General features: G+C 47.2%; 24 protein-coding genes and 2 rRNA genes. 22 read left to right on the forward strand and 4 right to left on the reverse strand.

The window, feature by feature from the left end; all coding sequences use genetic code 11:
* The 9 genes from WC647_17620 to WC647_17660 form a co-directional block, all read left to right on the forward strand.
* Positions 1-697 (forward strand): 23S ribosomal RNA (locus WC647_17620); the annotation flags it as partial.
* 98 nt (positions 698-795) lie between these two features.
* Positions 796-913: ribosomal RNA gene (gene rrf, locus WC647_17625) — 5S ribosomal RNA — on the forward strand.
* Between the two features lie 83 nt (positions 914-996).
* Complete coding sequence (locus tag WC647_17630) at positions 997-1,461, forward strand: hypothetical protein (GenBank protein MFA6224124.1); 465 nt, start codon at positions 997-999, stop codon at positions 1,459-1,461.
* Between the two features lie 281 nt (positions 1,462-1,742).
* Positions 1,743-2,894 carry an efflux RND transporter periplasmic adaptor subunit gene (locus WC647_17635; GenBank protein ID MFA6224125.1) on the forward strand — a complete coding sequence of 384 codons (1,152 nt, stop codon included), beginning with the start codon at positions 1,743-1,745 and terminating at the stop codon, positions 2,892-2,894.
* Positions 2,895-2,957: 63 nt separating this feature from the next.
* Entirely contained in the window at positions 2,958-3,209 is a 252-nt protein-coding gene (locus WC647_17640) for a hypothetical protein (protein MFA6224126.1), read from the forward strand.
* A 246-nt stretch (positions 3,210-3,455) separates the two neighbouring features.
* Complete coding sequence (locus WC647_17645) at positions 3,456-3,818, forward strand: hypothetical protein (GenBank protein MFA6224127.1); 363 nt, start codon at positions 3,456-3,458, stop codon at positions 3,816-3,818.
* A 67-nt stretch (positions 3,819-3,885) separates the two neighbouring features.
* On the forward strand, positions 3,886-5,370 hold the full coding sequence (locus WC647_17650; GenBank protein MFA6224128.1) for a GNAT family N-acetyltransferase: 1,485 nt from the start codon (positions 3,886-3,888) through the stop codon (positions 5,368-5,370).
* Positions 5,371-5,441: 71 nt separating this feature from the next.
* A complete protein-coding gene (locus WC647_17655) occupies positions 5,442-6,047 on the forward strand; it encodes a response regulator (protein MFA6224129.1) in 606 nt (201 codons plus the stop codon).
* Between the two features lie 193 nt (positions 6,048-6,240).
* On the forward strand, positions 6,241-6,615 hold the full coding sequence (locus WC647_17660) for a response regulator (protein ID MFA6224130.1): 375 nt from the start codon (positions 6,241-6,243) through the stop codon (positions 6,613-6,615).
* A 22-nt stretch (positions 6,616-6,637) separates the two neighbouring features.
* On the opposite strand, the gene WC647_17665 is transcribed toward WC647_17660, so the two are convergent.
* The 3 genes from WC647_17665 to WC647_17675 form a co-directional block, all read right to left on the reverse strand.
* Complete coding sequence (locus WC647_17665; GenBank protein ID MFA6224131.1) at positions 6,638-7,207, reverse strand: CAP domain-containing protein; 570 nt, start codon at positions 7,205-7,207, stop codon at positions 6,638-6,640.
* A complete protein-coding gene (locus WC647_17670) occupies positions 7,208-8,161 on the reverse strand; it encodes a GSCFA domain-containing protein (GenBank protein MFA6224132.1) in 954 nt (317 codons plus the stop codon).
* 129 nt (positions 8,162-8,290) lie between these two features.
* The gene (locus WC647_17675; protein MFA6224133.1) at positions 8,291-9,508 is read right to left on the reverse strand and encodes a 2,3-bisphosphoglycerate-independent phosphoglycerate mutase; all 1,218 of its coding nucleotides are present in this window, start codon (positions 9,506-9,508) and stop codon (positions 8,291-8,293) included.
* Positions 9,509-9,749: 241 nt separating this feature from the next.
* Between WC647_17675 and WC647_17680 the strand changes: the two genes are divergently transcribed.
* The 3 genes from WC647_17680 (at position 9,750) to WC647_17690 (ending at position 11,629) form a co-directional block, all read left to right on the forward strand.
* Complete coding sequence (locus tag WC647_17680) at positions 9,750-10,637, forward strand: decaprenyl-phosphate phosphoribosyltransferase (protein ID MFA6224134.1); 888 nt, start codon at positions 9,750-9,752, stop codon at positions 10,635-10,637.
* A gap of 61 nt (positions 10,638-10,698) precedes the next feature.
* Complete coding sequence (locus WC647_17685) at positions 10,699-11,004, forward strand: hypothetical protein (GenBank protein MFA6224135.1); 306 nt, start codon at positions 10,699-10,701, stop codon at positions 11,002-11,004.
* 154 nt (positions 11,005-11,158) lie between these two features.
* Entirely contained in the window at positions 11,159-11,629 is a 471-nt protein-coding gene (locus tag WC647_17690; GenBank protein MFA6224136.1) for a hypothetical protein, read from the forward strand.
* Here WC647_17690 and malQ read toward each other — a convergent pair.
* Positions 11,613-13,823, reverse strand: a complete 2,211-nt coding sequence (gene malQ, locus WC647_17695; GenBank protein MFA6224137.1) for a 4-alpha-glucanotransferase — start codon at positions 13,821-13,823, stop codon at positions 11,613-11,615. The genes WC647_17690 and malQ overlap by 17 nt on opposite strands.
* Before the next feature lie 277 nt (positions 13,824-14,100).
* Between malQ and WC647_17700 the strand changes: the two genes are divergently transcribed.
* The 10 genes from WC647_17700 to rpoD all read left to right on the forward strand — a co-directional run bounded on the left by WC647_17700 (position 14,101) and on the right by rpoD (position 25,893).
* Entirely contained in the window at positions 14,101-15,267 is a 1,167-nt protein-coding gene (locus tag WC647_17700; protein MFA6224138.1) for an acyl-CoA dehydrogenase family protein, read from the forward strand.
* Positions 15,268-15,324: 57 nt separating this feature from the next.
* Positions 15,325-15,867, forward strand: coding sequence for a cupin domain-containing protein (locus tag WC647_17705; protein ID MFA6224139.1), 543 nt, complete (start codon positions 15,325-15,327; stop codon positions 15,865-15,867).
* Between the two features lie 313 nt (positions 15,868-16,180).
* On the forward strand, positions 16,181-16,933 hold the full coding sequence (locus WC647_17710) for a 3-oxoacyl-ACP reductase family protein (protein ID MFA6224140.1): 753 nt from the start codon (positions 16,181-16,183) through the stop codon (positions 16,931-16,933).
* A gap of 358 nt (positions 16,934-17,291) precedes the next feature.
* A complete protein-coding gene (locus WC647_17715) occupies positions 17,292-17,801 on the forward strand; it encodes a hypothetical protein (GenBank protein MFA6224141.1) in 510 nt (169 codons plus the stop codon).
* Between the two features lie 73 nt (positions 17,802-17,874).
* Complete coding sequence (locus WC647_17720) at positions 17,875-18,231, forward strand: hypothetical protein (GenBank protein MFA6224142.1); 357 nt, start codon at positions 17,875-17,877, stop codon at positions 18,229-18,231.
* 73 nt (positions 18,232-18,304) lie between these two features.
* Positions 18,305-19,042, forward strand: a complete 738-nt coding sequence (gene hisA / locus WC647_17725; protein ID MFA6224143.1) for a 1-(5-phosphoribosyl)-5-[(5-phosphoribosylamino)methylideneamino]imidazole-4-carboxamide isomerase — start codon at positions 18,305-18,307, stop codon at positions 19,040-19,042.
* Complete coding sequence (gene hisF / locus WC647_17730; protein MFA6224144.1) at positions 19,032-19,796, forward strand: imidazole glycerol phosphate synthase subunit HisF; 765 nt, start codon at positions 19,032-19,034, stop codon at positions 19,794-19,796. The genes hisA and hisF overlap by 11 nt, the downstream gene beginning before the upstream one ends.
* Before the next feature lie 129 nt (positions 19,797-19,925).
* On the forward strand, positions 19,926-22,259 hold the full coding sequence (locus WC647_17735) for an endonuclease MutS2 (GenBank protein MFA6224145.1): 2,334 nt from the start codon (positions 19,926-19,928) through the stop codon (positions 22,257-22,259).
* A gap of 4 nt (positions 22,260-22,263) precedes the next feature.
* Complete coding sequence (dnaG, locus tag WC647_17740) at positions 22,264-24,027, forward strand: DNA primase (protein MFA6224146.1); 1,764 nt, start codon at positions 22,264-22,266, stop codon at positions 24,025-24,027.
* An 81-nt stretch (positions 24,028-24,108) separates the two neighbouring features.
* Positions 24,109-25,893 carry an RNA polymerase sigma factor RpoD gene (gene rpoD, locus WC647_17745; protein MFA6224147.1) on the forward strand — a complete coding sequence of 595 codons (1,785 nt, stop codon included), beginning with the start codon at positions 24,109-24,111 and terminating at the stop codon, positions 25,891-25,893.
* Positions 25,894-26,003: the final 110 nt, after the last annotated feature.

Genomic DNA, 26,003 nt, shown 5'->3' on the forward strand with positions numbered 1-26,003 from the left:
GACCCGTTATCCGGGTCGAGGACACTGTCTGGTGGGTAGTTTGACTGGGGCGGTCGCCTCCTAAAGAGTAACGGAGGCGCGCGAAGGTTCCCTCAGGCTGATTGGAAACCAGCCGACGAGTGCAAAGGCATAAGGGAGCTTGACTGCGAGAGAGACATCTCAAGCAGGTGGGAAACCAGGTCTTAGTGATCCGGTGGTTCCGTGTGGAAGGGCCATCGCTCAACGGATAAAAGGTACCCCGGGGATAACAGGCTGATCTCCCCCAAGAGTTCACATCGACGGGGAGGTTTGGCACCTCGATGTCGGCCCATCGCATCCTGGGGCTGTAGTCGGTCCCAAGGGTTTGGCTGTTCGCCAATTAAAGCGGTACGCGAGCTGGGTTTAGAACGTCGTGAGACAGTTCGGTCCCTATCTTCCACGGGCGTAGGATATTTGAGAGGTTCTGTCCCTAGTACGAGAGGACCGGGATGGACGAACCCCTGGTGTTCCGGTTGTCGCGCCAGCGGCATAGCCGGGTAGCTACGTTCGGATCGGATAACCGCTGAAAGCATCTAAGCGGGAAGTCGACCTCAAGATTAAATATCCCGGGCTTCGGCCCCTAAAGACCCCTCGAAGATTACGAGGTTGATAGGCTGGGTGTGGAAGTGTGGTAACACATGGAGCTTACCAGTACTAATAGGTCGTGAGGCTTGATGCCTCAAAAAAATATGATGTATCCTCGATCACCTATTTGGTTGATATATACGCCGGCATTTTATGCCGGCGACGCTATCATTCTATGTATAGTTAAACCTTCCCGGTGACTTTGGCGGAGGGGCCACACCTGTTCCCATTTCGAACACAGAAGTTAAGCCCTCCAGCGCTGATGGTACTGCGTTGGGCGACCACGTGGGAGAGTAAGTCGTTGCCGGGATTACCATAACCCCCGTTCAGATAACCCCCTGAATGGGGGTTTTATAATTTGGGTCTCAAAATTCTTCCAGGGAGGTTTTTGTTATGTCCTTGGTCCCAGTTGGTCCTGGCGATGACATCGACGCCTGGTGCGGCAAGTGTACAATGTTGATGAATCATAGGGTTATTGCCGTAGTGAGCGGCCGAGTAAAAAAAGTTGAATGTCTCACCTGCCACGCTATTCATGCTTACAAGGCGTCGCCGACCGAAAAAGTTTCGGGAAAGACGCTGAAAAAAGCTGCTTCCGTTGGCGCTAAAACCGCCAGAGGTCCTGCGGCGAAGGCCGCTAAAGCTGAAAATGAGTGGAAAGTTTTTCTCACTGAATTGCCTGCTGATAGTTCACCTAGGCCTTACCAATCTACTGACTCCTACGCTGCTAATGAATACATTGACCACCTCTCTTTCGGGATTGGAAGAGTTCTCGAGATTACGGGAGCCGAAAGGATGCTGGTTATCTTTAAGGACGGTCGAAAAACACTCCTATGCAATCGCTCGAGTTCTCCATCGTGATTCCCGCTTCAGGCTTCAACCGGTTCAGGTCCCCTTAGAGGTGGTTATTCTGCATCATTCGCGCTCGGATCCGCAATAGGCTCTCAGATCTGGCCCCTGTATCGATTGAAGTCGCTTTCCTACCCCTCTATTGACGCAATACATCACTTCCCTTGTGGCTGTAAATGTTTTGACTTTGAATTGATCGACGGATATGTTTTTTTGAACGTAGCGTATTTTGCTGACGCGGCGACTGATGAGCCGCGGAATTTTAGGCGCTTGCTTAGGGGTATCGGCTGGTGATGTATTATCTCCGCTTATTGCTATTGGGTGCGATCATCTTGGCCGTCGGGGTTATCGTCGGGTCGTGTTCCGAGAAGTTGAAGAAGCCTCCGGTGTTGCCTCTGAATGTAGGCGTGAGAACGGTTGAAAAAGGCGATATCGTTAAACGTCTCTATGTTTCAGGGTCTCTTGTCTATGATGTGAATACTATCGTCTCGGCCGAGGTTTCCGCACAGGTCAAGGCGATACTGGTTAAAGACGGGGGGGCGGTGAAGAAAGATGAGATTCTGCTGACTTTCGATGACGTTAAAATCAAGACCCTAGCGGATCAGGCGCAGGCCAATCTCCAGCGTGATGAGGCTACTCTTGAATTTAATAGAACAGAGTGGGGGAAGAACCTGGAGCTATTAAAATCGGCTGCTGTAAGCCAAATGACTTACGATCAAAAGTTTTCGATTTATCGTCATTCTTTACAGCAAGTCGACGCCGACAAAGCATTGGTCACCAGGACACTCGAAGACTTGAAGCGAACGAAGGTACGTGCTCCCATCCGGGGATTGTTGACAGAGCGTTTTGTTGAGGAAGGGGATTGGGTTGGAGAAGGCGGAAAGCTTTTCAGAATAAGCGATTATCGGAAAATAAGACTTGAGCCCTTTCTGACAGATCTTGAGGTTGGAAAACTTGACATGAAGAAGGTCGAAACTGAGGGAATTAGGGCTGAAATTACCGTAGACGCATATCCCGGGAAAGTTTTCCAGGGCAAGCTCACATATATTCAAGGTGTCGCAGGGCCTAACCGTTTGTTTCAGTCACGATTCTATCTTGATAATCCCGACATGCTGTTGTTGCAAGGGATGTACGCGAGAGGCTCTACTGTGCTGGAAACAGTTCCTGATGTTTTGAAGGTACCAATCCTGGGATTGCTCGATGAGACTAGAGAAAATGAAGCCAACTCGTGTTTCACTGTCGATGCGGAGCATAAAGCGCGACTCACGAGGGTTAAAGTAGGCTCAATGGATTCGGAATTTGCGGAGATTACTGAAGGTCTTAAGATCGGAGACATAGTTGTGGTTGAAGGTAAGGAGGTAATCGTAGATGGTCAGCCACTCCATACAATGGGCGCTTCTGAATGGAACGAAAAGCGAGGCGAGATCCAAAGGAAACTTGATTGAACATATTTTGAATTGATTTTCTACGAATTACGAGATAAAATGCGACTTATTGGGAGTTTTGTCGTGAAGCGATTAATAATTCTATACTCCGTAGTCCTAGTTTTAAGCTTGAGTGTGGCTGTCTACGCTGAAAATATTCCAGTCGGGGGATCCAATACTCCCCAGACAGCGGTTTCGCAGCAGGTCGGCTCTCAACAACAATTTTACGGATATGTTCCGCCCCCTCCAATTAGACACACGTGGCCTGGTGGTTACAAAGTCATATTCCATGAGATGATGAATACTCTCATGGAACATATCATTGGTCATTACTAGAGCGTGATGCGCATTCAGAAAGACTGTCCTTCTCAAGTCGTGTTTAAGTCGATTTGAGTGTGGGACACCGTTTACTCCGGAATGCCGGTGAGCGTTCCCTCAGTATCTTTCAAGAGATCACACCATTAAATCCCACGGTTGATAAAAAAATGAGCTTCAATTCGAGATGTTTGCAGCCTTAATGATCATGAATCATTTTCCAGTGTTCAGTATCTAAAATAGTAAACATCACAGGAGGTGTTCATCATGATATCAACTGTTTCAGACACAACATCCAATTGCGGATGCGGCCCTGCTCCTAGTTATCCTGGTGAAGAATGTTGTGACTGTCGTCCTAAGGTGGCGTTAACACCAGAAGAAGAGGCAATTCTTAAGAAACTTAGATCTCTAAAAACGGAGGCAAGGTACCTGATATCAAGATTGAAGGATATTGAGAACCACCGTTTTGATAAAATGGATAGCGCCTCTGTTTCTATGGAAGGTGAATGGTTGAGGATTTCAAATGAGATCGATAGCCTCCGGACTATGTGGAGAGAATGGGAAAAGAGACTGGATGACGCAAAAGAGCAGAAATGGATAATGTTAGGGCATAGGGAACCAAAAATCTGAGGAGTTCCGAAGTCGGGCAGCAGATATTCGACATTGACAATGTCTTAATTGGAAAGAGCATGTATCAATGGCCGAAAATATTCTAGCGGTACTGAATGTAAACGCTGATTGTCGACTGCTCGCGGCGGTTGAAAGCTTCGTAGCTGGTATAGCGGAGTCACAGGGGCTTTCATCGTCTGAGTCCTCCGAGTTAGGCAAACTGGCAAAAGATGCTCTGGACTATGTGATTGGAATAAACCTTGTCCAATCGGAGACGAGCACGGTAGCCATAACATTGAGTACCAGAATGGACCAGTTCGTCGTTGCGGTCGAACATCAAGGGCTACCCATCGATTTAGGAAGCGATATCCCCCTGAGATCATCGCCATTTTCTCTGTCGATAAAGTCCCCCGTGGTTGATGAGGTAAGCCTCGTCAATCTCGGCAAGATCGGACAAAGATTCGAGTTCGTAAAATATGTCGATTATCCAAGCCCTTACGAGCCCGGTACGTGCTCTACGGTTCTTGCAAAAGACAGCGAGATTTCCGTAATTACGGATCATGACCACATTGAGGTTCGGGAGGTCCTCCCTGATGAGGGGCTGAAGGTCGCAAGATGTTTCCACAGGGTTTACGGATATACTTATGGTCCGAGCTATGTCTATTTTCCGGATCGCCTAAAAGCAATGATTGAGGCTGGAAATCTTGTTTCTATAGGAGCCTTTGATCTTTCCGGGGAGTTGGTCGCTCACGGAGCGATGCGACTTGACCCACCGGATGCCACCGTTGGTGAGTTGATATCTTTGGCCGTTGATCCACGGTACCGAGGAGTTGGGTTGGCGTCAAGAATTCACTTGAGCCTTATGGACTTTGCTCGTAAGAAAAAAATGAAGTGTTTGATAGGGGAAGCAGTAACTCTGCACCCCTACTCGCAAAAACTTTGCCTGGCTGTTGGGGGAAGAGAGTCGGCTATTATGGTAGGATATATTCCTCCATCTGATTACAAACTAATTTCGGCCGGAGACGTTAAACGACGTCAATTGGCTGTAGTATACTTCTTTGGGCTCTCTGATTCCTCCGAGTCGTATAAAATATTTGCGCCTCAGAACTATCGAGACATAATTGAAAAGATATATGCTCATCTGGGATTAAAAAGAGAGTTACTCTCAGAATCGGCTGTTCCGTGGGGTACACAGTGTGGTGAAACGGCTTTCAACGTAAGGGTCTATAACGAAGTTAGAATGGCGTCTATTTCAATAGAAATCTATTGTCCCGACACATCGGAAATTGTCGGTGTCAAGCTGAGGGAACTTCTGGAACAGGGGATCGAATACATTTACCTTGATCTGCCTCTATCTGATCCGCTTACACCTCATTTTGCGCAGGAGTTTGAGTCGTCAGGTTTCTTTTTCTGCGGAGTTGTTCCCTATCTTCTACAGTCTGACGCGTTACGGTTGCAGTTTATCAACACCAGAGAAGTCAATTTTGGAGAGGCTGTAATAGTCTCTGAGTTTGGTAAAGAACTGGCGAGGTATGTCATGTCGAAAAAGCAGTCAATCCCTTTTATGCAGTAAAAGGCTCCTCTTGAATAGTATTAGCGGCAGTTCGCCGTGGCCTGAAGCATTGTTCCAAGAAGGACGATCACATGAATGATCATACGATACATGTGCTGCTGGTAGAAGGTGATCGGGCATATGTCGAATATATAAAAGATCTTATTACCGAAGTCATCCGCGAGATAAAAATATTAGTTGATCACGCTCCGTCTCTTGCCGAGGCTATAGACCTGCTTGATAAGAAAGATTTTGACGTTGTTCTAATGGATCTGACGCTGCCGGACAGTATGGGACTCGAAACTTTTCAGCAATTCAATCAACGCGCCCCGAATATGCCGGTGGTTTTATTGTCGAGCTTGGATGATTCGCAAGTTGCGACTCAGGCGGTTTCGGAGGGCGCTCAAGATTATTTACCCAAGAGGGGATTGAGTTCAAGGCTACTCCTGCGATCCATCAGATATGCTATAGAGCGCCACAAACTTGTGTTGAACCTGCAACAGGCGCTGAACGAAGTCAGGACACTGCGTGGATTTCTGCCGATCTGCTCGAATTGTAAGAAAATCAGAAATGACAAGGGCTATTGGCAGGCCGTTGAAGTCTATGTCCAGGAGCATTCGGACGCGCAATTCAGTCACGGAATTTGCCCGGAATGTCTCAAAAAACTTTATCCTGAGTTTGCCACTGAAATTGTTTAGGAACACACTCCACAACTAACTAAATTTTGCTGTCTGTGTCATAATTGTTTGCGATAGGCTCTATTGCTCTGTTAAGAATAGAGTAATAATACCCGGACTATTGAAAATTGTTGATTTAATGATGCTGACTATTTGAGTTGGGTCTAAGGTTATGGAACGGTCTTTGCCATTTAACCTGGAAAGGGGACCGGATTTGCCTAGAATATTAGTTGTAGACGATGAACCTCCCATTAGGGGGTTATTGCGTCAGGCTTTTGAGATGAATGGTTATGATGTTCTTGAGGCTTCCAACGGCGTAGAGGCTGTGAAAATGTTCCGTGAGAACGACATTGATCTGGTTGTTACCGATATCATAATGCCTGACAAAGAAGGTCTTGAATCCATCATGGACTTGAAAGAGATCGACCCGGACGTAAAGATCATAGCGATGTCTGGCGGAGGACGGCTGGAACCGCATTCGTATCTTCAGATGGCGTCTAAATTTGGGGCCAAGAGGGTCTTTCAAAAACCTCTTTCAATAGCTCTTCTCGTTTCCGCTGTAAAGGAACTCATTGGACCTGAAAGCTAGAGCCGGCCAGGGGAAAGTTATGTCAGCTTACGTGCTCTCGAGAAGAAAACAATTGTGTGACATATCCGTCGAAAAAACCTATCCCCATACTCTTAAATTCTGGATTCAGAATGTTTTTCCTGTGCCCCGGGCTGTTCATCCACGCGCTCACAATCTTGTGAGCGTATTCATCGCGACCTGACAAAGTTGCTGGAAAGCCCCGACTCGTCCAAAATATATTCTCACCGAATATTACCGGTTTTTGAAACTTCAACGTTTTCATTCGTTCGTCAAAAGTTTGCCGGCCCTTTGGAAATTTATCCGAATTGTGAGCCATCAGACGCTCTCTCGCTTGGTCCTGAGAATGGGTTTGCGCAAGCCTCCCCAGAGCGATGTTTGTCCTTAACGTCGGCAACTTACGGTGGGTACGTTCCTGGTTTGTCCATTTCAGGATGAACCTCTCCAATTCTACACGTGATTGATCCGAACCGCCATTAGGATCTTTCGCGTCAACAGATATCCCAGACGATATAACATAAAGACCGGCGCAGAAAAAAAATACCAAGACGTATACTTTGGTATTAAACATATCGTGACTCAAACGGTTCTTCACTCAGCCCTCCCCGTACGCTGCAAGGAAATGTCGCATAATGAAATTAACCGTTTCCTGATTGACATGGAAATTTTCCCTACCGTTGGCAAAAACAGAATCTCCTTTCATGGGTCTGAAGATCGTCGCCATCTCGTAAGCCGGGAAATACGACACATTCGGGCATTGAGACACCAGCTCGTCTGCAACGGCGCGTAGGGTTGATTTTGAATTACAACTCGCGCTCATGACATCACAATCTTTTCTAAATGTGGCCCATAGGTGAACGGGGGAAACGGTTAATATTATGTGACATCCGGGATTATAGCGCCTTATTATGTCGTGTATTCGTCGTAAATTATTCATATTTTCATCGTAACGACTCACCCGGAATTCATAGCGGCTCATATCCCCGCCTTCATTTACAAAAGGACCGGCAGGAAGACATATCACCGATTGATCTATCTTGTCCTGCCAGATCTCTGTTAATCCAAGAGTCAATATCAGTATTTCCGCTGACTCAAGAACCTGACGGGACATTTGCACGTGGTGTTCAAAGTCGACTTGTGCTTGTTCCATTGAATCGTAAAGAATGATTCGACGGTACGGGTCCTGGACAGTCCGCGTCTCGGGAGATATCCACCAGCGGATATCCGGATCAAATTTCTCAAAAGTGTACTCAAATATCTGGCGCATGGAGAAAGTGTTATAGAGTCTCTCCCACGCAGCCGACGCATGTTTTGAAGCGGGGTGTTCCGTCTCTGTTGTTATGTAAGAGTACCCCTTACACAAAAGAACCGATTTGATCTCTCTGGCAAAACAGGATCCCATCGAGGCGATTCTGGTAGATCTGGTAATTGTTGGTCCTTTGTGAGGCGCAAGAACAAAATGCTCAGAAATGGGAGGGTTATCGTATGAACCCGGCCAAACCTGCCATGAATCAAAAACATGCGATGGGTGAACATCAGATCTAGGCATCCGACTCCTTATTTATGATTGGCCTAACGACAGTTCCTGTTTCGATGAACTCCACTTTTTCCGGAGGAACAGGTCTATTGCCCTTCACACAACCTTGCGTGGTGTCTGGGCTAAAAAGATAGGAAGTGATCAAGCGCCATATTTGACTTGTCTTTGAGCGTGAGCCGTAATCAACTTCATGAGATGCGACGCGTTGAACTGACCTAAAGTCCCTTTGAGACATTGAGACTCGCCAAAACTAGCGACGTCAGGGTTGGCCCTGGTCATTCCAGGGGCCCACAGTATGAGCGGAACTGGATGCCAACTGTGTGATTTCAAGACGGCTGGGGTTGAGTGATCTCCCGTGATCACCAGCACATCAGGGTTAAAATCCAGTATCCTGGGAATTACCGCGTCAACCTTTTCTATCTCCCTGACTTTACCATCGAAGTCCCCGTCTTCACCTCTACTGTCTGTGTATTTGTGATGAACAAAAAAGAAATCGTATGCATCCCAATTCTGTCTCAAAGACTCTAGCTGGTCGTCAAGATTCTTGAGACCGTCGATCTTGGCCATTCCCACCAGGCTCGCTAATCCTTTGTACATGGGGTAAACAGCCATGGCCGCCGCTCTCATCTTGAATACATCTTCAAATTTGGGTAACCCCGGCTCACTGGACCAACCCCTTAAAGTAACCATATTTGCCGGCCTTTGGTTCTTGATGCGCTCTGAAACTTCAACTATCCACTGGTTTACAAGATCTGCAGTGTTGCGGGCTTCCAGCGATCCATCAAGCGGTCTCAACTTCAAAGGCTTTAATCCGACTTTTTGCGGGTCTGTTTCGTTCAAAGACGAAGACAAACGAGGTCCCCTGAGAATTAAGACGAAACGATAATCCTGAACAGGTCGCACAATGACTTCTACACCTGGGAGAGTAATATCCTGAATCAGCCCAACCATTCGCGAGCATTCTTCAGTCGGAATTCTCCCGGCTCGACGATCAGTAATCAGTCCATTTTGATCGACAGTGCAGAAATTCCCACGGGCCGCGACATCTTGTTCGGTAAGGGTAAGACCAATTCCAACCGCCTCCAAAACCCCTCGTCCAATAAGATGTTTGAGCGGATCATATCCAAATAGCCCAAAATGGCCAGGGCCACTTCCAGGGGTTATCCCGATGTCCACGGTGTTAATAAGGCCCACTGAACCTTCGCGGGCAAGTTTGTCCATGTTCGGTGTGAACGCGGCTTCGAGTTCCGTGGGTCCACCTACTTCTCTGGGGAGACCGCCGAGCCCGTCCATAACAAGCAAAATAGCCTTGGTAGACGCTTGCTGGGTCAATGATTTCATAAGATCAATCGAGGCCATTAAACTCCTCCGCTCAAAATATTTTTCAAAGCGCCACTCTACATAATGTTCTAGAGATCAAATTAAGTCATCCAACCTTATCTACACAAACAAATTTATGACATTGGACTAAATCGGCCAATACTTCTGAATATATCAACGTTTACTATTAATTCCTATTGTGGTAGTAGCTCTTGAACCCGAATAAATCTCGATAACGGGTTTAAGTATAGAACAGATCAAGAAAGATTATATAAACTAAATGAATTCAATAGGTTCATTAGTAAAGTTAATGCGGCCTGGCCAGTGGGTCAAAAATGGTTTCGTGCTTATGCCGCTTGTTTTTAGTGGTCGACTCTTCTTTCCATACGAGTCGATCAAGACTTTTGGAGTATTCATATGTTTTTGTCTAGCAGCCTCAGCTACCTATATCATTAATGATTATATGGACATGGATCAAGACAGGATCCATCCGCTAAAACGAAATCGTCCTTTGGCTTCCGGCGCAGTATCTCCCATGATTGCGTTGACTTTTGCCTGCAGCCTTATCTTGCTGATGTTTCTAACCTCAGTTTTTTTTCATCTCCCCGTTTTCACAATGGGGGTTCTTGTCAGTTACGTGATTTTACATTGTCTATATTCGTGGAAACTAAAAAATCTTGTTATTATAGACGTTCTGGTAATTTCCACAGGATTCCTTTTACGCGTATTGGCCGGAAGCTCGGCCTTGAGTGTAGGGGTTTCGAGTTGGCTGGTGCTATGCACTTTTTCAGTGGCTATATTCCTGGCCCTTGGAAAAAGAAGACACGAAGTGATGTTCCTCAATGGGGAGGCTGTAAGTCACAGACCGGTGCTGGAGAGTTACAGCGTGGGTTTCCTGGATCAGTTGCTACAGGTAGTCACCACATCAACCTTCATTTTCTATTGTCTCTATTCGGTAAAAGCCAGCCCAGGAACTGACATCCAGTCTGAGAAGATGATGTTGACTATCCCTTTTGTCACGTACGGGATCTTCAGATACCTTTACCTCATATATCACAAGGAAAACGGTGGTTCACCGACCGCGTTATTGTTGACGGATCCTCCACTGCTAACATGTGTCACGCTATGGTTAGCTGCGTGCATATATGTGATATACTGGGCGCCTTAGACACCATTGATAGGGTAGAAATCTTTGCCGACATTTGAAAACTTCGAACAGGGAAACGTAGATGCGTCGCACACTTATTCTTATCTTTTATTTCGTCATTCTGGCTGGGATCGGAATTCTTCTGGGCTGCTTCATACACGCTCAGAGGGTTAATCAGACAACGGTAATGAGCGGTGTAGCGCTAGTTAGGGAACTGCCGTACGGTGAATGGTTGGTAGGAAACATAGAAACAACCGTATTCTCGTATCAAGAGAAAAAGGACCTGCAGGAATTCAAGGAAAAGTATAAAGGTCAGATTCACTTGGATCCTGAAGTGTTGAAGCGACACAAGGATTTGTATGGGGATAAATCCAGAAATGAACAGTAAAATATATCTAATAATTAGAAGATTTTGTAAACAAAGCTAAACCAATACTTGACAATACTAAAAGGGCGTGTTACGCCCATTCTCGACACCGGCGTGCCCGGTCCTGTCAGTCAGCCCACTAGACCCTTTATCAAAAAATACCGATGGAGCAGCCATGAGAGTGGACAAATCCGCCCAGGATATGGACCTGTCTTCTATTCCTGCAGAATTTCGTGAAAACTATAAATTCCTGAGTGAACTAATAGAATGTAAAGAAAAGAACAATCGCGCCGTAAAACGATTGGAATCAATGGTTGAGGAGAAATTAAGTGTCCTGAGAGGCAAACTCAACCGCAGGCAGTTGAAAATACTTACTAGTTATCTCAGTCAAATCGAGGAGGACGATGACGGTTTACTCAATCCTCCAGTGCCTGCAGAACTTGAAGCGTCCATAAAGATTCGGCACAGAACCGGCTGGTTACCATGGGAATCTGAAGCGATACGCAAGATTGAGAGGTGGAGGGCCGATGTTGACCGTATATCAAGCGTTTGGAGTTTGTACCACGATGAACCCACCCCTCTCTTAAATAGTACTGGTTCCATGATCAAGCTCAGTTTTGAAAACCGAGCTAAGCCTCATATTTAACGTATCTCCCTGAATCTTCCAAAAGTTTTCTGCATTTTGCGGTCATACTCAGAGCCTCTGAATGGCTCTTTAGTTCTTCGACCGTAAACTTCGTCTTGGTGACCCAATTCGGTCGTTCGATCGTTGTCCCTGGCAGATTTTGCTGCCGGACATCTGCGAACAGATCTTCCAGGCTAATTATCGCCAGACGACAGGGAGTCCTAAGAATGAAGCTGATAACTGCTGTATGGAGTTCGTCGGTAGGAACTACAGACTCCCACGCCCGATGCGCGACTTCGGGAGGCAGAACGCCATCCGAGACTAGTCGTTCGATTATCTTGGCTTTCTGAGCTGTTCGTTCAGCACGAGCGACTATCGCTTGATCAGGTTTGATTCTACCGATGGCGAGCCTCTCGTCTATGTCAAGTCCTTGCCAGAAACCTGAAAAAGTTGGAAGGTCGTGATTGGAAAGGGAAACCAACGCCCTGTCAGGATAGTTAAAATAAGGAGTCTGGTTAAAGTCCTCGTCTTGCTCGAAATAGAAAATCCTGTATGAGTAAATCCCTCTATCAATAAGGCGTTCACGAAAATTAAAAGGCAACGTTCCCAAATCTTCACCAACGACCATGGTTTGGTTCATTACACTTTCCATCGCCAGGACATTTAACAGGTCTTCTTCAAAGTCCTTGACGTAGACACCGTCGCTAGCGGACTGCCCTCTAGGTATCCAGAACAATTGATGAATTTGCATCACATGATCGATCCGCAGCGCGCCTCCATATTTGCAACCAACTCGGAGGCTACTTCTGAAGGGAGAGAAACCGGACATCCGGGCCTGATGGGAATTCGGAGGTTGAAATCCCCAATCCTGTCCCTCAGGAGCAAAAGCGTCGGGTGGAGCCCCTACACTGAAGTCCCGAACAAAATATTTCTGTGTCGACCAGCTATCGGCTCCATCCGGGTCAACAGCGAGGGCCAAATCATGATACAACCCTACCAGCATCCCCTTTTGCAAAGCGTATCGCTGGGCGCCGGCCAATTGTAATTCACATATCCACTGTATGAACTCATGAAAAAGGATTTCCACTGTGTTTCTCTCTCGGAATTTCTGAACTTCCTCAGAACGAGGATGTTGAAAGCCTTCGGGCCAGGTCATCCAACTTCTCAGATCAGGTGACTTTGCTAAGAAGAAATCTCTTAGAACGCAAAAGGTTGCGAATCTATTCAAACTTTCTCCTCCCAGCTCTATATATCGTTCAAATTCTGAGTAAACGGCTTTGACTTCGGGAGAACTCGAGAACTCCCTGAAATGATCAAAAAGTGCCCGGAGAGCCCTTAGTTTCAACGAAGAAACCCCGTCATAATCAACCAACTCAGATTCTCTGAGTTTTTTCGACGTCTCCTGGATCGCAGGATCACTCAAGATCTCGTGAGCCACCTTTTCAGAAATGTGGTGGGCGGCTTTAGCTACATCAATGTAGATAAAGTTACAAAACATGCGGCTCGAGGGCATATAAGGACTGCAATTAAAGGGACTCGCGTTGAAAAGGGCATGAAGAGGGTTTAGCCCGATAAAATGAGCCCCCAGATCATCAAAAGCCCAATCAATGATCCGTTCCAGATCCGTAAAATCGCCGACCCCCCAATTAGTTTCTGATCGAACTCCATAGAGGGAAACAGCAATTCCGGCAATTTTTTGACCGTCTTCTATCAGGCGAGGGGTATATGCTTTGGGAGGTCCGACAATAATTACTAACTTAACAGAATATTTTGATGTCCCACTCTGGACCGTTACCAGAAAATTGTGATCACCAATTGCCAGATTTTCCGGAAACGGAACCAGGACAACAGCTAAGCCTGTCTCTTTATCAAAATCCTCAAGCAAGCTTGAATTATTGATCGGCTGAGATACGAGGGCCATTCCGGATTCCGGTTCGGTCACCGTAATGACTCCATCTTCCCTCAATAGGTCGAGGAGAAATCGCGTCAGGTCCATACGTATGGGGACTTCACGCGGGATTGAACCTGCGATTAGAGTCACGACTTGATGGGCCGTCGAAAGCAGGCTGGGGTCTAGCCGGACACCCTTGGTTTCAAGAATGTTTCTTATGACGGATGGGGGTGTTTTGAAAACACGTCCCCAGTTGTCCGTGTATTCCGGTTCGATACCGAAAACCCCGGCTAGAGCCTGGATTGCTTCATATGGTGAATTCATTGAAATCTTCCTAAATGTCGGCCAATCTGATTTTCATTGACTCGGCCGTGTTACAGTAGGTAATAATTAGAAAAATCTTTAGTCCATTCCATTCAAGACTTATAAAATCTCGATCATGCCGTCTACCGCCTCGGATATCCAATAGAGGCGCCGTAACAAAGTGTTAACGCGGAGGCCAAAACAGGTCGTCTAAAGATATCTTCAGATTGCAAAAATCACAATCCGGTTATTCATGTGAGGCGCACTTAACCCACACAATTCTTTTGGGAGATTTCTCATGGATTTTAAGCTCAACGACGAACAGCGGCTCATACGCAAAGCCGCCAGGGATTTTTCCGCCAAGGAGTTGGCCCCAAACGCTAGAGAATGGGAAGAGACACACACTTTTTCCAGGGCGGCTTTCGACAAGATGGGCCAACTTGACTTTACTGGCTTGTATGTTCCAGAGGAGTACGGAGGAACCGGTGTAGGCAGATTAACAGCCGCTCTCATTTTTGAAGAGCTCGCAAAGGGTTGTTTCGCTACCGCGGTTTATATGAGCGTTCATAACATGGTGGTAAATTTAATTTACCAGTATGGAAACGAAGATCAGCGTGAACGTTTCGTAAAGCCTTTGGCTCTGGGCGAAAAGATGGGCGCCTATTCATTGACCGAGGCGGACGCTGGATCAGACGCCGCAAACCTTAACTGCGCAGCGGCAAAAGTTGATGGCGGTTACTTGATTAACGGCACGAAACTTTACGTCACTAATGGAGGTGTGGCAGACCTTTACGCTGTTATGGTCAGAACCGATGAAAGCCAAAAACAGAGAGGAATCAGCGCAATAGTAGTGGAGAAGGGAAGGCCCGGTTTTTCGTTTGGGCCTTACGAGCCTAAGATGGGCCTGAACGCATCACCAACTACGGAGCTTCACTTCCAGGACTGCTTCATTCCGGACAGTAATAGAGTTGGAGAAGAAGGTAAAGGATTCAACATGGCCCTTGGCGCATTAAACGGAGGACGTGTAGGTATAGGCGCCTGCGCTGTGGGTCTTGCTCAACAGGCGTTCGATTATGCCCTCAATTACGCGCAAAAGCGAGTTCAGTTTGGTCGTCCAATTGTGTCATTCCAAGGGCTACAGTTCCTCGTGGCTGATCTCGCGGCCGAGATAGAAGCGGCTCGATTAATGATTTATAGAGCGGCGTCACTGATGGATCTTGGAGAACAATGCGCTCTGGAAGCGGCCATGGGCAAAAGATTCGCCACGGATATGGCCATGCGGGTAACCACAGAAGCCGTCCAAATTCTTGGTGGCTATGGATACATGAGGTCCTATCCGGTTGAGATGTACATGAGATCCGCAAAAATAGCTCAAATTTTTGAAGGAACCAATCAGGTGCAGCGGATTGTAATCGCCAGGGAACTGACCAAGGTCAAAGGAGGCAAGAGACCTGACCTTTATTGATTCGCTCACGTTTAACTATACTTGAGTTCACAATTTTACTTTCAAGGGAGATCGCTCATGGCAAAGAAGCCTGTCAAATCCATCACTGTAGGCGACAAGATTCGACAGATGCGTGAAAAGCTGAAACTGGATTTTGGACAACTATCCCAAAAAACAGGATTCGAAATTGAATATCTAAAAGATTTGGAAGACGGGAAGATTGCCCCCCCAGTAGGGACATTAATCCAGATCTCGCGGGCGCTCGCAGTCGATTCCGCATCATTGCTTTCCGAAGACCGCAAAGTAGAACGTAGGAAGAGCTACCTGAAAAGGACTAAGGCGTATTCATACAAGAGTCTGACACCCGACGCGCAAGACAAGCATCTGTGGGCTTATTTAGTGACACTGGATCCAAAGAAAGAGCATGAGATGGTTGCTTACAAGCATGAAGGTGAAGAATTCATGTATGTAATAGAAGGTCGGGTTGAGGTCAAAGTCGGAGATGATATCAGTGAACTGAGGAAAGGGGCCACCCTGCATTTTGACTCGGGGGCGGCTCACCACTTACGGAACCTCAGTCAAAAGGCGTCAAAACTCATTGTGGTAGTTTATACCCCATGATCGATTTGGTGATAGCTGGAACTTGGGCGCAACTTTTTTAGGGCTAAAATAAAACTTTGGAACTTTTGTTGCATGCCAATGTCTGTTAATGCAAGGGTTATTGAGAAGCGACACCTTGCCGTCAAAAAGAAGTCCGCATATTATACAGCCCGTGCGGAGATGAGCTGGGACGCAAAACGACACGATAACCCATATCCATACCTCCTTTCACGCCCTGAGCACGTCTCAGGGCTTTTTTTTTGGTCTCCTCTCTGTTAAATGTTTCAATAGATCAACAGTCTTAAATCATGTCGCATACTTTCCAGGAGGTAGTATGAAACTTGCGGGCAGAGCGGCGGTTGTCACAGGCAGCAGCAGAGGCGTTGGAAGAAATGTGGCTTTGGCTTTCGCCAAAGAAGGGGCGGATGTTCTGATAAATTACACATCCAGTGAGGGACCAGCGACTGAACTGGTTGAAGAAATTAAAAGGCTGGGACGTAGGTCTGTCGCCGTAAAGGCGGATGTGGCGACTAAAACTGAAGTGGAAAATATGATGAGTGTAGCCAAACAGGAGTTCGGCCGATTGGATATATTGGTAAATAATGCAGGATTTACGAGACCGGCTATGCTGACAAAGATGACCGAAGAGCAATGGGACGCCGTCGTGGACGCGCATTTGAAAGGTCCGTTCCTGTGTGTTCAAGCGGCTTCTAAGTATTTTCAGGAACAGCAATACGGCAAGGTGATAAATGTCAGTTCAGTCGCCGGATTAGTCGGAACGGTAGGGCAAGTGAATTACTCGGCTGCCAAGGGAGGAATTTTAAGCCTTACAAAGAGTGTCGCGAGGGAGTTGGCGCGTTACAACGTTTGCGCTAACGTCATTTCATTAGGCATAGTTGAAACCGACATGACTGAAAAGATTCGGAACGACGAAAAGCTTAGAGAGATTTACATGAACCGGATATTGATGAAACGCTTTGGGACGGCGGAGAACATTAGTCCGGCGTTTGTATTTCTAGCCTCTACCGACTCCGATTACATAACAGGGCAGGTATTGTGTGTAGACGGCGGTTATGGGATGATTTAGGCTCGAAATCAGTGATAGAGGTAAAAATCAAAATAAACCTTGACTTAGTTCACAAGCTCTGATAAAAATCGTTAGCGTCAATAAACTATATTTGTTTAACAAGTTTTTCAAGAGGGCGACCGGATGTTGAGTTATCATTCGGGCGTCAGCCGGTAAAGGTTCATGGTTTGAGGACTTATGAAGTATGTAACCGGCATGCAGTCTAGAGAGGCGTCAGGCAAAAAATAGCTTGACATTTGCTGTGCGATTTGATACCAAAAATACATTCCGGAATATATCGGATATTTATCCGGGAATGTTTTTTACGGGTCTCCCGAGCGGTTTTTTGGGAGGAACTGTTGAAAGGAGGATTGAGGGTATGGTTAAACGTTTGTTTCTTTTGAGCCTACTGGTTCTTGCGCTGTGCGGCGCTAGCACGATGTCCTTTGCCGGCGGCCCCGGTGGAGGGAGCGCTTATATGCCGCCACCCCCGGGACTACCCCCAGTGTGTGGTCCTGCGGCTACTAATTATTCCCAGATAACGGAAGTAATTACCCCTGTTCCAGCTCAGCTGAGAAAAGTTCGGGTAGTCGCTCCTTATCTAGCAGGCGTTGCGTGGCCGCGCACCCCGCTTGCATTCTATGGCAACCCCCAGACATATCCGAATCCTGTCGCTCCTGGTCGTTATGAGTGGCTGGTGCCGGTTACAGACATCAAGGTCGAACACTTTGACAGAGAGTATGATTGGCCGAGGGGCACGGATCGGTGCTGTTTTGAAAAGAAGGTTCCGCGTTGCGTATACGTGAAGGCTAACTACATCAAAATGAAACCGGTTTGTGGTGTTCCGATGGCGCCTCCGCCTCCGATGCCCTGCAAGGTGAAGAAGTAGGCCTTAACTGGCCCCAAAGATGACATTAGAGTTACAAAGATATAATCAGTGTTTCGAAAGGAGGATTAAGGGTATGGTCAAAAAGTTAGCGATTCTCGGTTTCATTCTGGTCGCCGTTGTTTCGACGAGCGCAGTGTGGGCCGGGACATTTGCGGGCGCAGTCGCAGCGCCAGAACCAATGGTTATGCCGGCTTCGGCGCCAGCTTGCGGCATAGGTGGATGTCCACCTCCTCCGGCCCCAAAAGTTATGAAGGCCGTGAAACCGGCGAAGCTGACGACTTCCATTCAGGTAAAAATGCAGTATCCGGCCCCTCAAATGCCGGCATGCGCTCCAGTAAGCTGTGGGCCGCCCCCAATCCCTGTGGCCGTCCCCATGTGGAAGTTCATCGTTCCTTGGCCGCCGTTTGTATATTACCTGCCGGTTGAATAAGATCAATCAGCTATAAAATCTACACCAAAAGCCCCCTGTTCAAGGGGGCTTTTTATTTTAGGCGCTTTCCAGCATGATAATTATCCCCGCAATAGACCTTAAAGATGGAAAATGTGTTCGTCTCAAACAGGGACGAATGGAATCTTCTACAATATTCAACGAAAACCCGGTGGATCAAGCCTTTATGTGGGAAAAAATGGGGGCCCAAAAAATTCACCTTGTGGATCTTGACGGTTCCATCGATGGGCGCCCCGTAAATCTCCAGGTCATAAAAGATATAATCCGAAATGTTAATGTTCGAACGGAACTCGGTGGTGGCATAAGAGACGTCGAAACTGTGAAGATGTACCTCGATATAGGGATTAATACGATCATTGTCGGTACGATCGCTGCCACCAATCCGGAACTTACCCTTGAACTACTGAGGAAATTTCCAGGTCGAGTAGCTATTGGAATCGACGCCAAGGCCGGCAGGGTGGCTGTGCAAGGTTGGACCCAGTCTACGGACCAGGATGCCAGGGAATTGGCCGGAATCTTCGATGCCGAGGCGCCCGCTGCTTTTATCTACACTGACATCGAACGAGATGGCATGATGAAGGGACCTAATTTCGCGTCAACCTCCGATTTCTCTCGGGCCGTGAGAACGCCCGTCATATTGTCGGGAGGAGTAACCACGCTGAAGGACGTGAAAAAGGCGCTGTCGCTTGAAAAAGATGGCGTCGAGGGTGTTATCATCGGCAGGGCTCTATATGAGGGCAAAATTGACCTTAGAGAAGCCATTGCTCTGACAGAGGATTCTAATGTTAGCTAAAAGGATAATTCCTTGTCTTGATGTGAATCAGGGGCGAGTCGTAAAAGGTGTCAACTTCGTAAACCTGCAGGACGCCGGGGACCCCGTAGAGAACGCCCGTTTCTATGATGAGGAAGGCGCTGACGAACTGGTATTTCTTGATATTACGGCGTCCCATGAAAAAAGGGATATTATACTTGATGTTGTGTCTCGCACCGCTGAGCAGGTGTTTATGCCATTGACCGTAGGTGGCGGCGTTCGTTCTACATCTGATATCAGAAGGCTCTTAAACGCAGGCGCCGATAAGGTATCGCTAAACACCGCTGCAGTCCGCAATCCCGAGATAATCCGAGAGTCGTCACTGATGTTCGGCAGTCAATGCATAGTAGTGGCAATTGATGGAAAAAAGACAGGGACCACTCCTTCCGGTTTCGAAATCTCGATACACGGTGGGAGAACGATGACCGGACTCGATCTCCTCGAATGGGCCTGCAAGGTCGAAATTCTTGGAGCCGGTGAAATATTGCTTACAAGCATGGATGCTGATGGAACCAAGGATGGTTATGATATTCCTATGACCAGAGCTGTGACAGATATCGTGGGCATCCCGGTTATTGCTTCTGGTGGAGCGGGCAAACCGGAACATCTTCGCGACGCCATCCTAAAGGGTGGGGCTGACGCTGCTCTGGCGGCTTCGATATTTCACTACAGGGAAATACCAATAAGGGATCTCAAAAAATATTTAGCCTCCGAGGGGGTTCCCGTCCGACTATAGACGTACTGCCGGAGAGCAGTGTTCTCTCCTGTCTCTTGAACAAGGGAGGAGTGGGTACACGTTAGTTTACCATCTTCTGTGGATCTTCCAGTAGCAGCCCTTCAAAACGAATTACGATTCGAGGGATAAATGCAGGATTTACTTAATGAGAGTGTCATTGCGCTTGAGTTGCCGAGTGTGTTGGATGAAGTGGCCGGGCACGCTGGTTCAATGTCAGGGAAGCTTCATGTCCTAAACAGCGTTCCAGAAACGGATGGTCCCACCATTGAAAGAAATCTGCGCCTGGCGCTAGAGATGAAGGAAGCAATCCAGCTCGACGGGGAGTTCCAATTCGCCGGCGTCGCCCCATTGGAAGGTGTCTTTCAGAAACTGACGGGATTAAGTTCAGTGCTGGATTCGGAAGAAATCCTGGCTATCCGCGAGTTACTAGACGTCACCTCGACGGTAAAGCGAAAACTTTCTGACCTTGACGATCGCTTTGTATTACTGAGGGGGTACAATGCTCTCTTGACGACGGTCTCTCCGCTGAAAACGCTTCTTAAAAGGTCTCTGGATGAAAATGGAGCAGTGAAGCCAAACGCGAGCTCTGAGCTGATTCGGATTCGGGAAGAAACGGTTGCTTTGAGGTCGAAGATCCACAAGCGTCTTGACCGGATAATCAAGGATCAGGATCTTTCGAGGATTGTTCAGGAAGATTATGTAACAGTTCGAAGTGACAGGTACGTAATTTTGCTACGCCCGGAATTCAAAGGCCTCATGAATGGAATAGTCCACGACCATTCGCGGTCAGGCGCTTCGGTGTATGTAGAACCATTTGAAGTTGTTGAACAGAACAACCTGATGGCGTCATTAGCTGACGAAGAAAGAGAGGCCATATTCAGGGTATTCAAAATCCTGACTGAGGAAATAAGGTTATCTCTGCCCGATTTGACAACCAACTTTCAAACTCTGGCTGAACTTGACGCGTATCAGGCTAGAGCTATGTACTCAATCAGGATAGGGTGTCATGCGCCTGAATTGACGGAGCATGGCTTCCACATTCCAGGGGCAAGGCATCCGTTGCTTTTGGCCTCTGGAGGCGTTGACGTCGTTCCGATGGATGTGATTCAGGACGCTGATACTCTTGTCACAATCATTAGTGGGCCCAATATGGGCGGGAAAACTGTAGCGTTGAAAATAGCAGGCCTATTTCCACTCATGACCAGGTGTGGAATACCTATTCCAGCTAGAGAGGGCGTCAAAATCCGTGTATTTCCCCGAATAATGGTTGATATCGGAGAAGAACAGGATATACGAGGGAGAGTATCTTCATTTTCAGGCCATTTAATTCGTATTAAAGCCATTCTTGAAATGGCGCAACCCGGAGATCTGGTTCTCCTGGACGAGCTAGGTGGATTCACCAATCCCGATGAAGGGGCAGCCCTTGCAATGGCCATTATTGACGATCTAAAGTCAAAGAGGACTCATGTAGTTGTCACTACACATCTAACTCAGCTCAAGGCCTATGCCCTATCGAAACCTGACACCAAAAACGTGAGCGTGGAGTTTCACCCGTCCACTATGAAGCCGACGTTTCGATTGGTATATGATCTACCAGGAGAAAGCCACGCCATCACCACCGCTGAAACTCTAGGTCTACCACAAAACGTTGTCAGCCTTGCAAGGGAGTATGCGGACCAGGCCGCAGGCGGTAGCGTAGCCTTGATCGCCAGCTTGAGAGATAAACTCGAATCCCTGGACAAATCCCGTCAAGAAATTCAGTCCCTAAAAGATGAGCTTGATCAGGAACTAAAAGAAGCGCGTGAAAAGCGCGCGGAACTTACTGAAACTTTTAGACACGAAGCGCAAGAACTCCTAAAGAGGGCAGAGAAAGATCTAGCCGGCCTGAGGCAATCCCTGAAATCAGGCCAGGTAAGATCCGGCAGAGAGATTCATGAGAAGTTTCAGGAAATAAAATCCGGGATAGTGGAAAAATTACAGACCCCTTTGGTCAAGCCCAAGAAGCAATGGGAAGTAGGGTCCATAGTTAAGATAAAATCGCTTGGGAAGCAGGGCGCTTTAAGGTCCTCGGCTGACCGCGGAAAATTGGATGTGCTTATTGGAAACATTACCGTAAGGGTGGATCCTGAAGACTTGACACTAATTAAAAGACCTGATAGCAAAAAAAATTCTTCTAAAAAATCCGTTCTTGGGGTAGATATCCCTTTCACTAAACCCGATTGGGAGGTGAATGTCATCGGGATGCGCGTAGATGAAGCCCTCCCAGTTGTTGAAAAGGCCATCGACAATGGGATCCTCAACGGTTTGAAGTCACTGAGGATCATACACGGCAAAGGCACGGGTCGCCTAAGACAGGCGATTGCTGAGTATTTGGCCAATAATGCGCTGGTAGTGGACTCCCGGATTGGAGTTCCGCAGGAAGGTGGCGCCGGTGTGACGATGGTGGATTTGAGGCCGGAGTAAAAATATGAGGATTCCGGAATCCAAGATCGCAGAAATCGCCGTAGCGGCCGACATAGTTCAGGTCATTTCCAGCTATATAGAACTCAAGAAAGCGGGGAAAGATTACAGAGGGATTTGTCCCTTTCACGGAGACAAAGATCCATCTTTGTATGTTTCACCTCAAAAGAGTATTTTTCACTGCTTCGGTTGCGCCGTAGGAGGGAGCGTTTTCAACTTTGTAATGAGGATCGAGAATCTCTCGTTTGTTGAAGCCGCGAAATTGCTTGCCCAACGATACGGCGTCGCTATTGAAATGGAAAGAGCGCAAGAGAAGAGGGAAAACGTACGGGAAAGATTATCCAAGGTCCTCAACGTTGCGCAGTCGTACTTTGTGAAAAGTTTGAAATCTGATCACGCTGCCATGAAATACCTCCTCAACAGAGGATTGAGCCCAGAGTGGATTGAATTTCTCGGTTTGGGGTACGCTCCAGACTCATGGGATGGTTTTCAAAGCCTTGTATCTGGTTCAGGGTTGGGCATCCAGGATGCGTTAAGCGCTGGCCTTGTTCGTCAAAAGCCTAGTGGAGGCTACTACGATTACTTTCGGGGCAGGATCATGATTCCGATACGAGGGTTGAACGGCGAACTCATTGCCTTTGGTGGTCGAGCGCTCGGGGATGGCGATCCAAAGTACCTCAACTCTCCAGAATCTGACATTTTCAAGAAAAAGAATATTCTTTTTGGACTAGATTCCGCTAGAGAAGCGATAAGAAAAACAGGGTTTGTGATCTTGGTAGAAGGTTATTTCGACCAGATCTCCCTTCGCGCGCGTGGGATCGAGAACGTTGTGGCGCCACTCGGAACGTCCCTGACGACCGAACACTCCAAATTATTAAAACGTTTCACAGACAGAATCGTGACAATCTTTGATGGAGACGAGGCGGGACTACGAGCGGTTAAACGATCTCTGCCGATATTTTTGACCGAAGGCATCGAGCCGGAATGTGTCATACTCACTGAAGATAAAGACCCAGACGCCGCAATAAATCGGATCGGGACAGAGGCCTTCCTTGCTTTGGCGACGAAATCACAATCCATGATTGATTTTTTCCTTGACCAGTTGGAAATCCAGTACGACTTGAAAGGAATAACCGGAAGGAATAAAGCCCTCGAAGAATGTGTTCCTATTTTGAGAAAGATTGCCGATTCCTCAGAGCGAGATTATCTTATAGAAAGATTCTCTTCGCGAGTTCGGATAAAGGAAGAACGTTTGCGTCGGGCGATTACGACTAGCAAAGTCAATCAGTTCCCCCAGAACGGTTCTCCGAAGAAAAAGCCAGCCTCAACCCTGTTTGATTTCCCGGCTGATGAGAGAAATGTGGTCCGAGGAATGCTCACTCTGCAGGGATTTATAAACAGGGTTATTGAAGCTGCAGTCCTTAGGGAAATAGAGAATCCTTCACTGGGTCGGTTGGCGCGTGAGATCATAAGATTTTCAAATGAAAGAGGAGAATTCGATTCCAAGCTTTTTTCGTTTTCTATTGACGATTCCGAGATGGCGGGACTGGTTGCAAGCTGGTTGCAACCTAAACCTGAAGAGGATGATCTTAGACCCGAAGTAGACGGGGAGCTTGCAATTGATCAGTCCCTTGATCGACTCAGGTTGAAGCGACTCCTGAGACGCAAGTCTGAAATCCAGGAAACGATTGGAAAATGCGTTCCTGGAGATGAACAGTATAACGATTTAGCTAGAGAATTACTGGTTATCGGTCGAAGATTAAGGAGTTGAGAGCATGCCTGGTTTTCAAGGTATTAGCTGTCGACGCCTAATAGTCTCGGCCACGAATGGGGTAAAAGGAGAAAAGGTTTCATGCCTGAAACGAAGTTCAAGTCCGAATTCAAAGGTCTTTTCGATCTGGCCAAAACCAGAAAATATCTTACTTACGACGAAATAAACAAACATATTCCGCCTGAAATGGTCGGTGAAGCGCAGATCGACGAACTTCTCATGAAGATTGTGACCGAGTTCAACGTCGAACTTGTTCCTTTCGACAAGAAACTTCCTGTGACCGACGCCAAGGCTCGTGACCTCGACATAGAGAAACCGGATGATGATGACGAAGATGAAGAAGTCAAGGTGGCTGAACCCGACACTGTCGTAAGGGGTAACGATCCGGTCAAGATGTATCTCCATGAAATGGGTGGAGTTTCGCTTCTCACCAGAGAGGGAGAAGTTGAAATCGCCAAGAGAATAGAGCAGGGAGAACAACAGGTCTTCAGCGTAATTATCGGCTGTCCGGTCACAATCAAAGAAGTGCTTGCTATTGGCGACAAACTTAAGAAGGGCGCCATCCGTGTTAAGGAAATTATCCGGGGTTTTGAAGATGAAGAAATGCCGGATGGAGACGATTCAGGGATAGTGGATCGTATCCTGAACCTCATTCAGGAACTGAAGGATCTTGAGGCGAAATATCAAGGAGTTGTGCATCTAAGAAGATCCATGGCGCCTGAAAACTCTGCGGAAGAAATCGACAAGTACGATCTCGAAATTGAAAAGAGCAGGGCTGAGGTTATAACCTGCCTCAAGAACATTAATCTCAATAGCAACATGATAGATCATATTGCAGGCAAGCTGAAGTTCCTTGTCCGCAAGCTTGAGACATCCAGGGAAGAACTCAAGGCAGTCGAATACGAACTTAAAATGCCTCTTGATAAAGCCAGGGAAAGTCTGATCTTTTGGAAGACCTTTATCGACGACAGGAAAACTCTAAAAAAACATACAAACATCTCACCACAAAAGATTCTGGATCTTGACAACAAAATTGACAACGGTATCAGAAAGATCGCCAAGCTTCAAAATGAAGCGGGCATGGATGAATACCATCTCCGGGAAGCATTGGCCCGGTGCAGGGAGGGTGAGAGACTTGCCAGAAGAGCAAAAAGTGAACTGGTGCAGGCCAATCTGAGACTGGTAGTTAGCATTGCCAAAAAATACACCAACAGGGGGCTGCAGTTCCTTGACTTGATTCAAGAGGGAAATATCGGCCTCATGAAAGCCGTTGATAAGTTTGAATATCAACGCGGATACAAATTCAGCACATACGCCACATGGTGGATAAGACAGGCTATCACCAGGGCCATTGCCGATCAGGCGAGGACCATTCGTATACCTGTGCATATGATAGAAACGATAAACAAACTGATACGGACCTCGCGGTATTTGGTCCAGGAATATGGGCGAGAACCAACCCCGGAAGAAATTGCCGAGAAGATGGAATTCCCGCTTGAGAAAGTTCGGAAAGTTCTAAAAATTGCCAAGGAACCAATCTCGCTGGAGACCCCGATCGGTGAAGAAGAGGATTCGCACCTTGGTGATTTCATAGAAGACAAGAAAATACTCTCTCCTTCTGACGCGGTTGTCGGAATGAGTCTTACCGAACAAACAAGAAAGGTCCTGGCTACTTTGACGCCTCGAGAAGAAAAGGTCCTCAGGATGCGTTTTGGAATCGGGGAGCGAGCCGACCATACCCTTGAGGAGGTAGGTCAGGATTTTGACGTTACACGTGAAAGAATCAGACAGATTGAAGCAAAAGCTCTTAAAAAATTGAGGCATCCGTCGCGCAGCAAGAGGTTACGTCCGTTTCTGGAAGGCTGATTAGAAGCTCCAGTTTGCTCATAACCCGCAGCTTACATATTGACATGCGTCCCTTGGATCAGGCCACTCCTGACCAGTTCTTGACGCATGTCACATATTCAAGTCCATCC

Source organism: Desulfomonilaceae bacterium, assembly GCA_041662605.1.
GTDB lineage: Bacteria > Desulfobacterota > Desulfomonilia > Desulfomonilales > Desulfomonilaceae > CAJBEZ01.

Excerpts from the sequence above, each read along its gene's own strand:
- WC647_17700 (MFA6224138.1), top strand. The coding sequence starts at position 14,101 with ATGGATTTTAAGCTCAACGACGAACAGCGGCTCATACGCAAAGCCGCC.
- WC647_17720 (MFA6224142.1), top strand. The coding sequence starts at position 17,875 with ATGGTCAAAAAGTTAGCGATTCTCGGTTTCATTCTGGTCGCCGTTGTT.
- WC647_17710 (MFA6224140.1), top strand. The coding sequence starts at position 16,181 with ATGAAACTTGCGGGCAGAGCGGCGGTTGTCACAGGCAGCAGCAGAGGC.
- hisF (MFA6224144.1), top strand. The coding sequence starts at position 19,032 with ATGTTAGCTAAAAGGATAATTCCTTGTCTTGATGTGAATCAGGGGCGA.
- dnaG (MFA6224146.1), top strand. The coding sequence starts at position 22,264 with ATGAGGATTCCGGAATCCAAGATCGCAGAAATCGCCGTAGCGGCCGAC.
- WC647_17690 (MFA6224136.1), top strand. The coding sequence starts at position 11,159 with ATGAGAGTGGACAAATCCGCCCAGGATATGGACCTGTCTTCTATTCCT.
- WC647_17685 (MFA6224135.1), top strand. The coding sequence starts at position 10,699 with ATGCGTCGCACACTTATTCTTATCTTTTATTTCGTCATTCTGGCTGGG.
- WC647_17655 (MFA6224129.1), top strand. The coding sequence starts at position 5,442 with ATGAATGATCATACGATACATGTGCTGCTGGTAGAAGGTGATCGGGCA.
- WC647_17675 (MFA6224133.1), bottom strand. The coding sequence starts at position 9,508 with ATGGCCTCGATTGATCTTATGAAATCATTGACCCAGCAAGCGTCTACC.
- WC647_17680 (MFA6224134.1), top strand. The coding sequence starts at position 9,750 with ATGAATTCAATAGGTTCATTAGTAAAGTTAATGCGGCCTGGCCAGTGG.
- WC647_17650 (MFA6224128.1), top strand. The coding sequence starts at position 3,886 with ATGGCCGAAAATATTCTAGCGGTACTGAATGTAAACGCTGATTGTCGA.
- WC647_17635 (MFA6224125.1), top strand. The coding sequence starts at position 1,743 with ATGTATTATCTCCGCTTATTGCTATTGGGTGCGATCATCTTGGCCGTC.
- WC647_17645 (MFA6224127.1), top strand. The coding sequence starts at position 3,456 with ATGATATCAACTGTTTCAGACACAACATCCAATTGCGGATGCGGCCCT.
- WC647_17715 (MFA6224141.1), top strand. The coding sequence starts at position 17,292 with ATGGTTAAACGTTTGTTTCTTTTGAGCCTACTGGTTCTTGCGCTGTGC.
- rpoD (MFA6224147.1), top strand. The coding sequence starts at position 24,109 with ATGCCTGAAACGAAGTTCAAGTCCGAATTCAAAGGTCTTTTCGATCTG.
- WC647_17630 (MFA6224124.1), top strand. The coding sequence starts at position 997 with ATGTCCTTGGTCCCAGTTGGTCCTGGCGATGACATCGACGCCTGGTGC.
- hisA (MFA6224143.1), top strand. The coding sequence starts at position 18,305 with ATGATAATTATCCCCGCAATAGACCTTAAAGATGGAAAATGTGTTCGT.
- WC647_17735 (MFA6224145.1), top strand. The coding sequence starts at position 19,926 with ATGCAGGATTTACTTAATGAGAGTGTCATTGCGCTTGAGTTGCCGAGT.
- WC647_17705 (MFA6224139.1), top strand. The coding sequence starts at position 15,325 with ATGGCAAAGAAGCCTGTCAAATCCATCACTGTAGGCGACAAGATTCGA.
- malQ (MFA6224137.1), bottom strand. The coding sequence starts at position 13,823 with ATGAATTCACCATATGAAGCAATCCAGGCTCTAGCCGGGGTTTTCGGT.
- WC647_17670 (MFA6224132.1), bottom strand. The coding sequence starts at position 8,161 with ATGCCTAGATCTGATGTTCACCCATCGCATGTTTTTGATTCATGGCAG.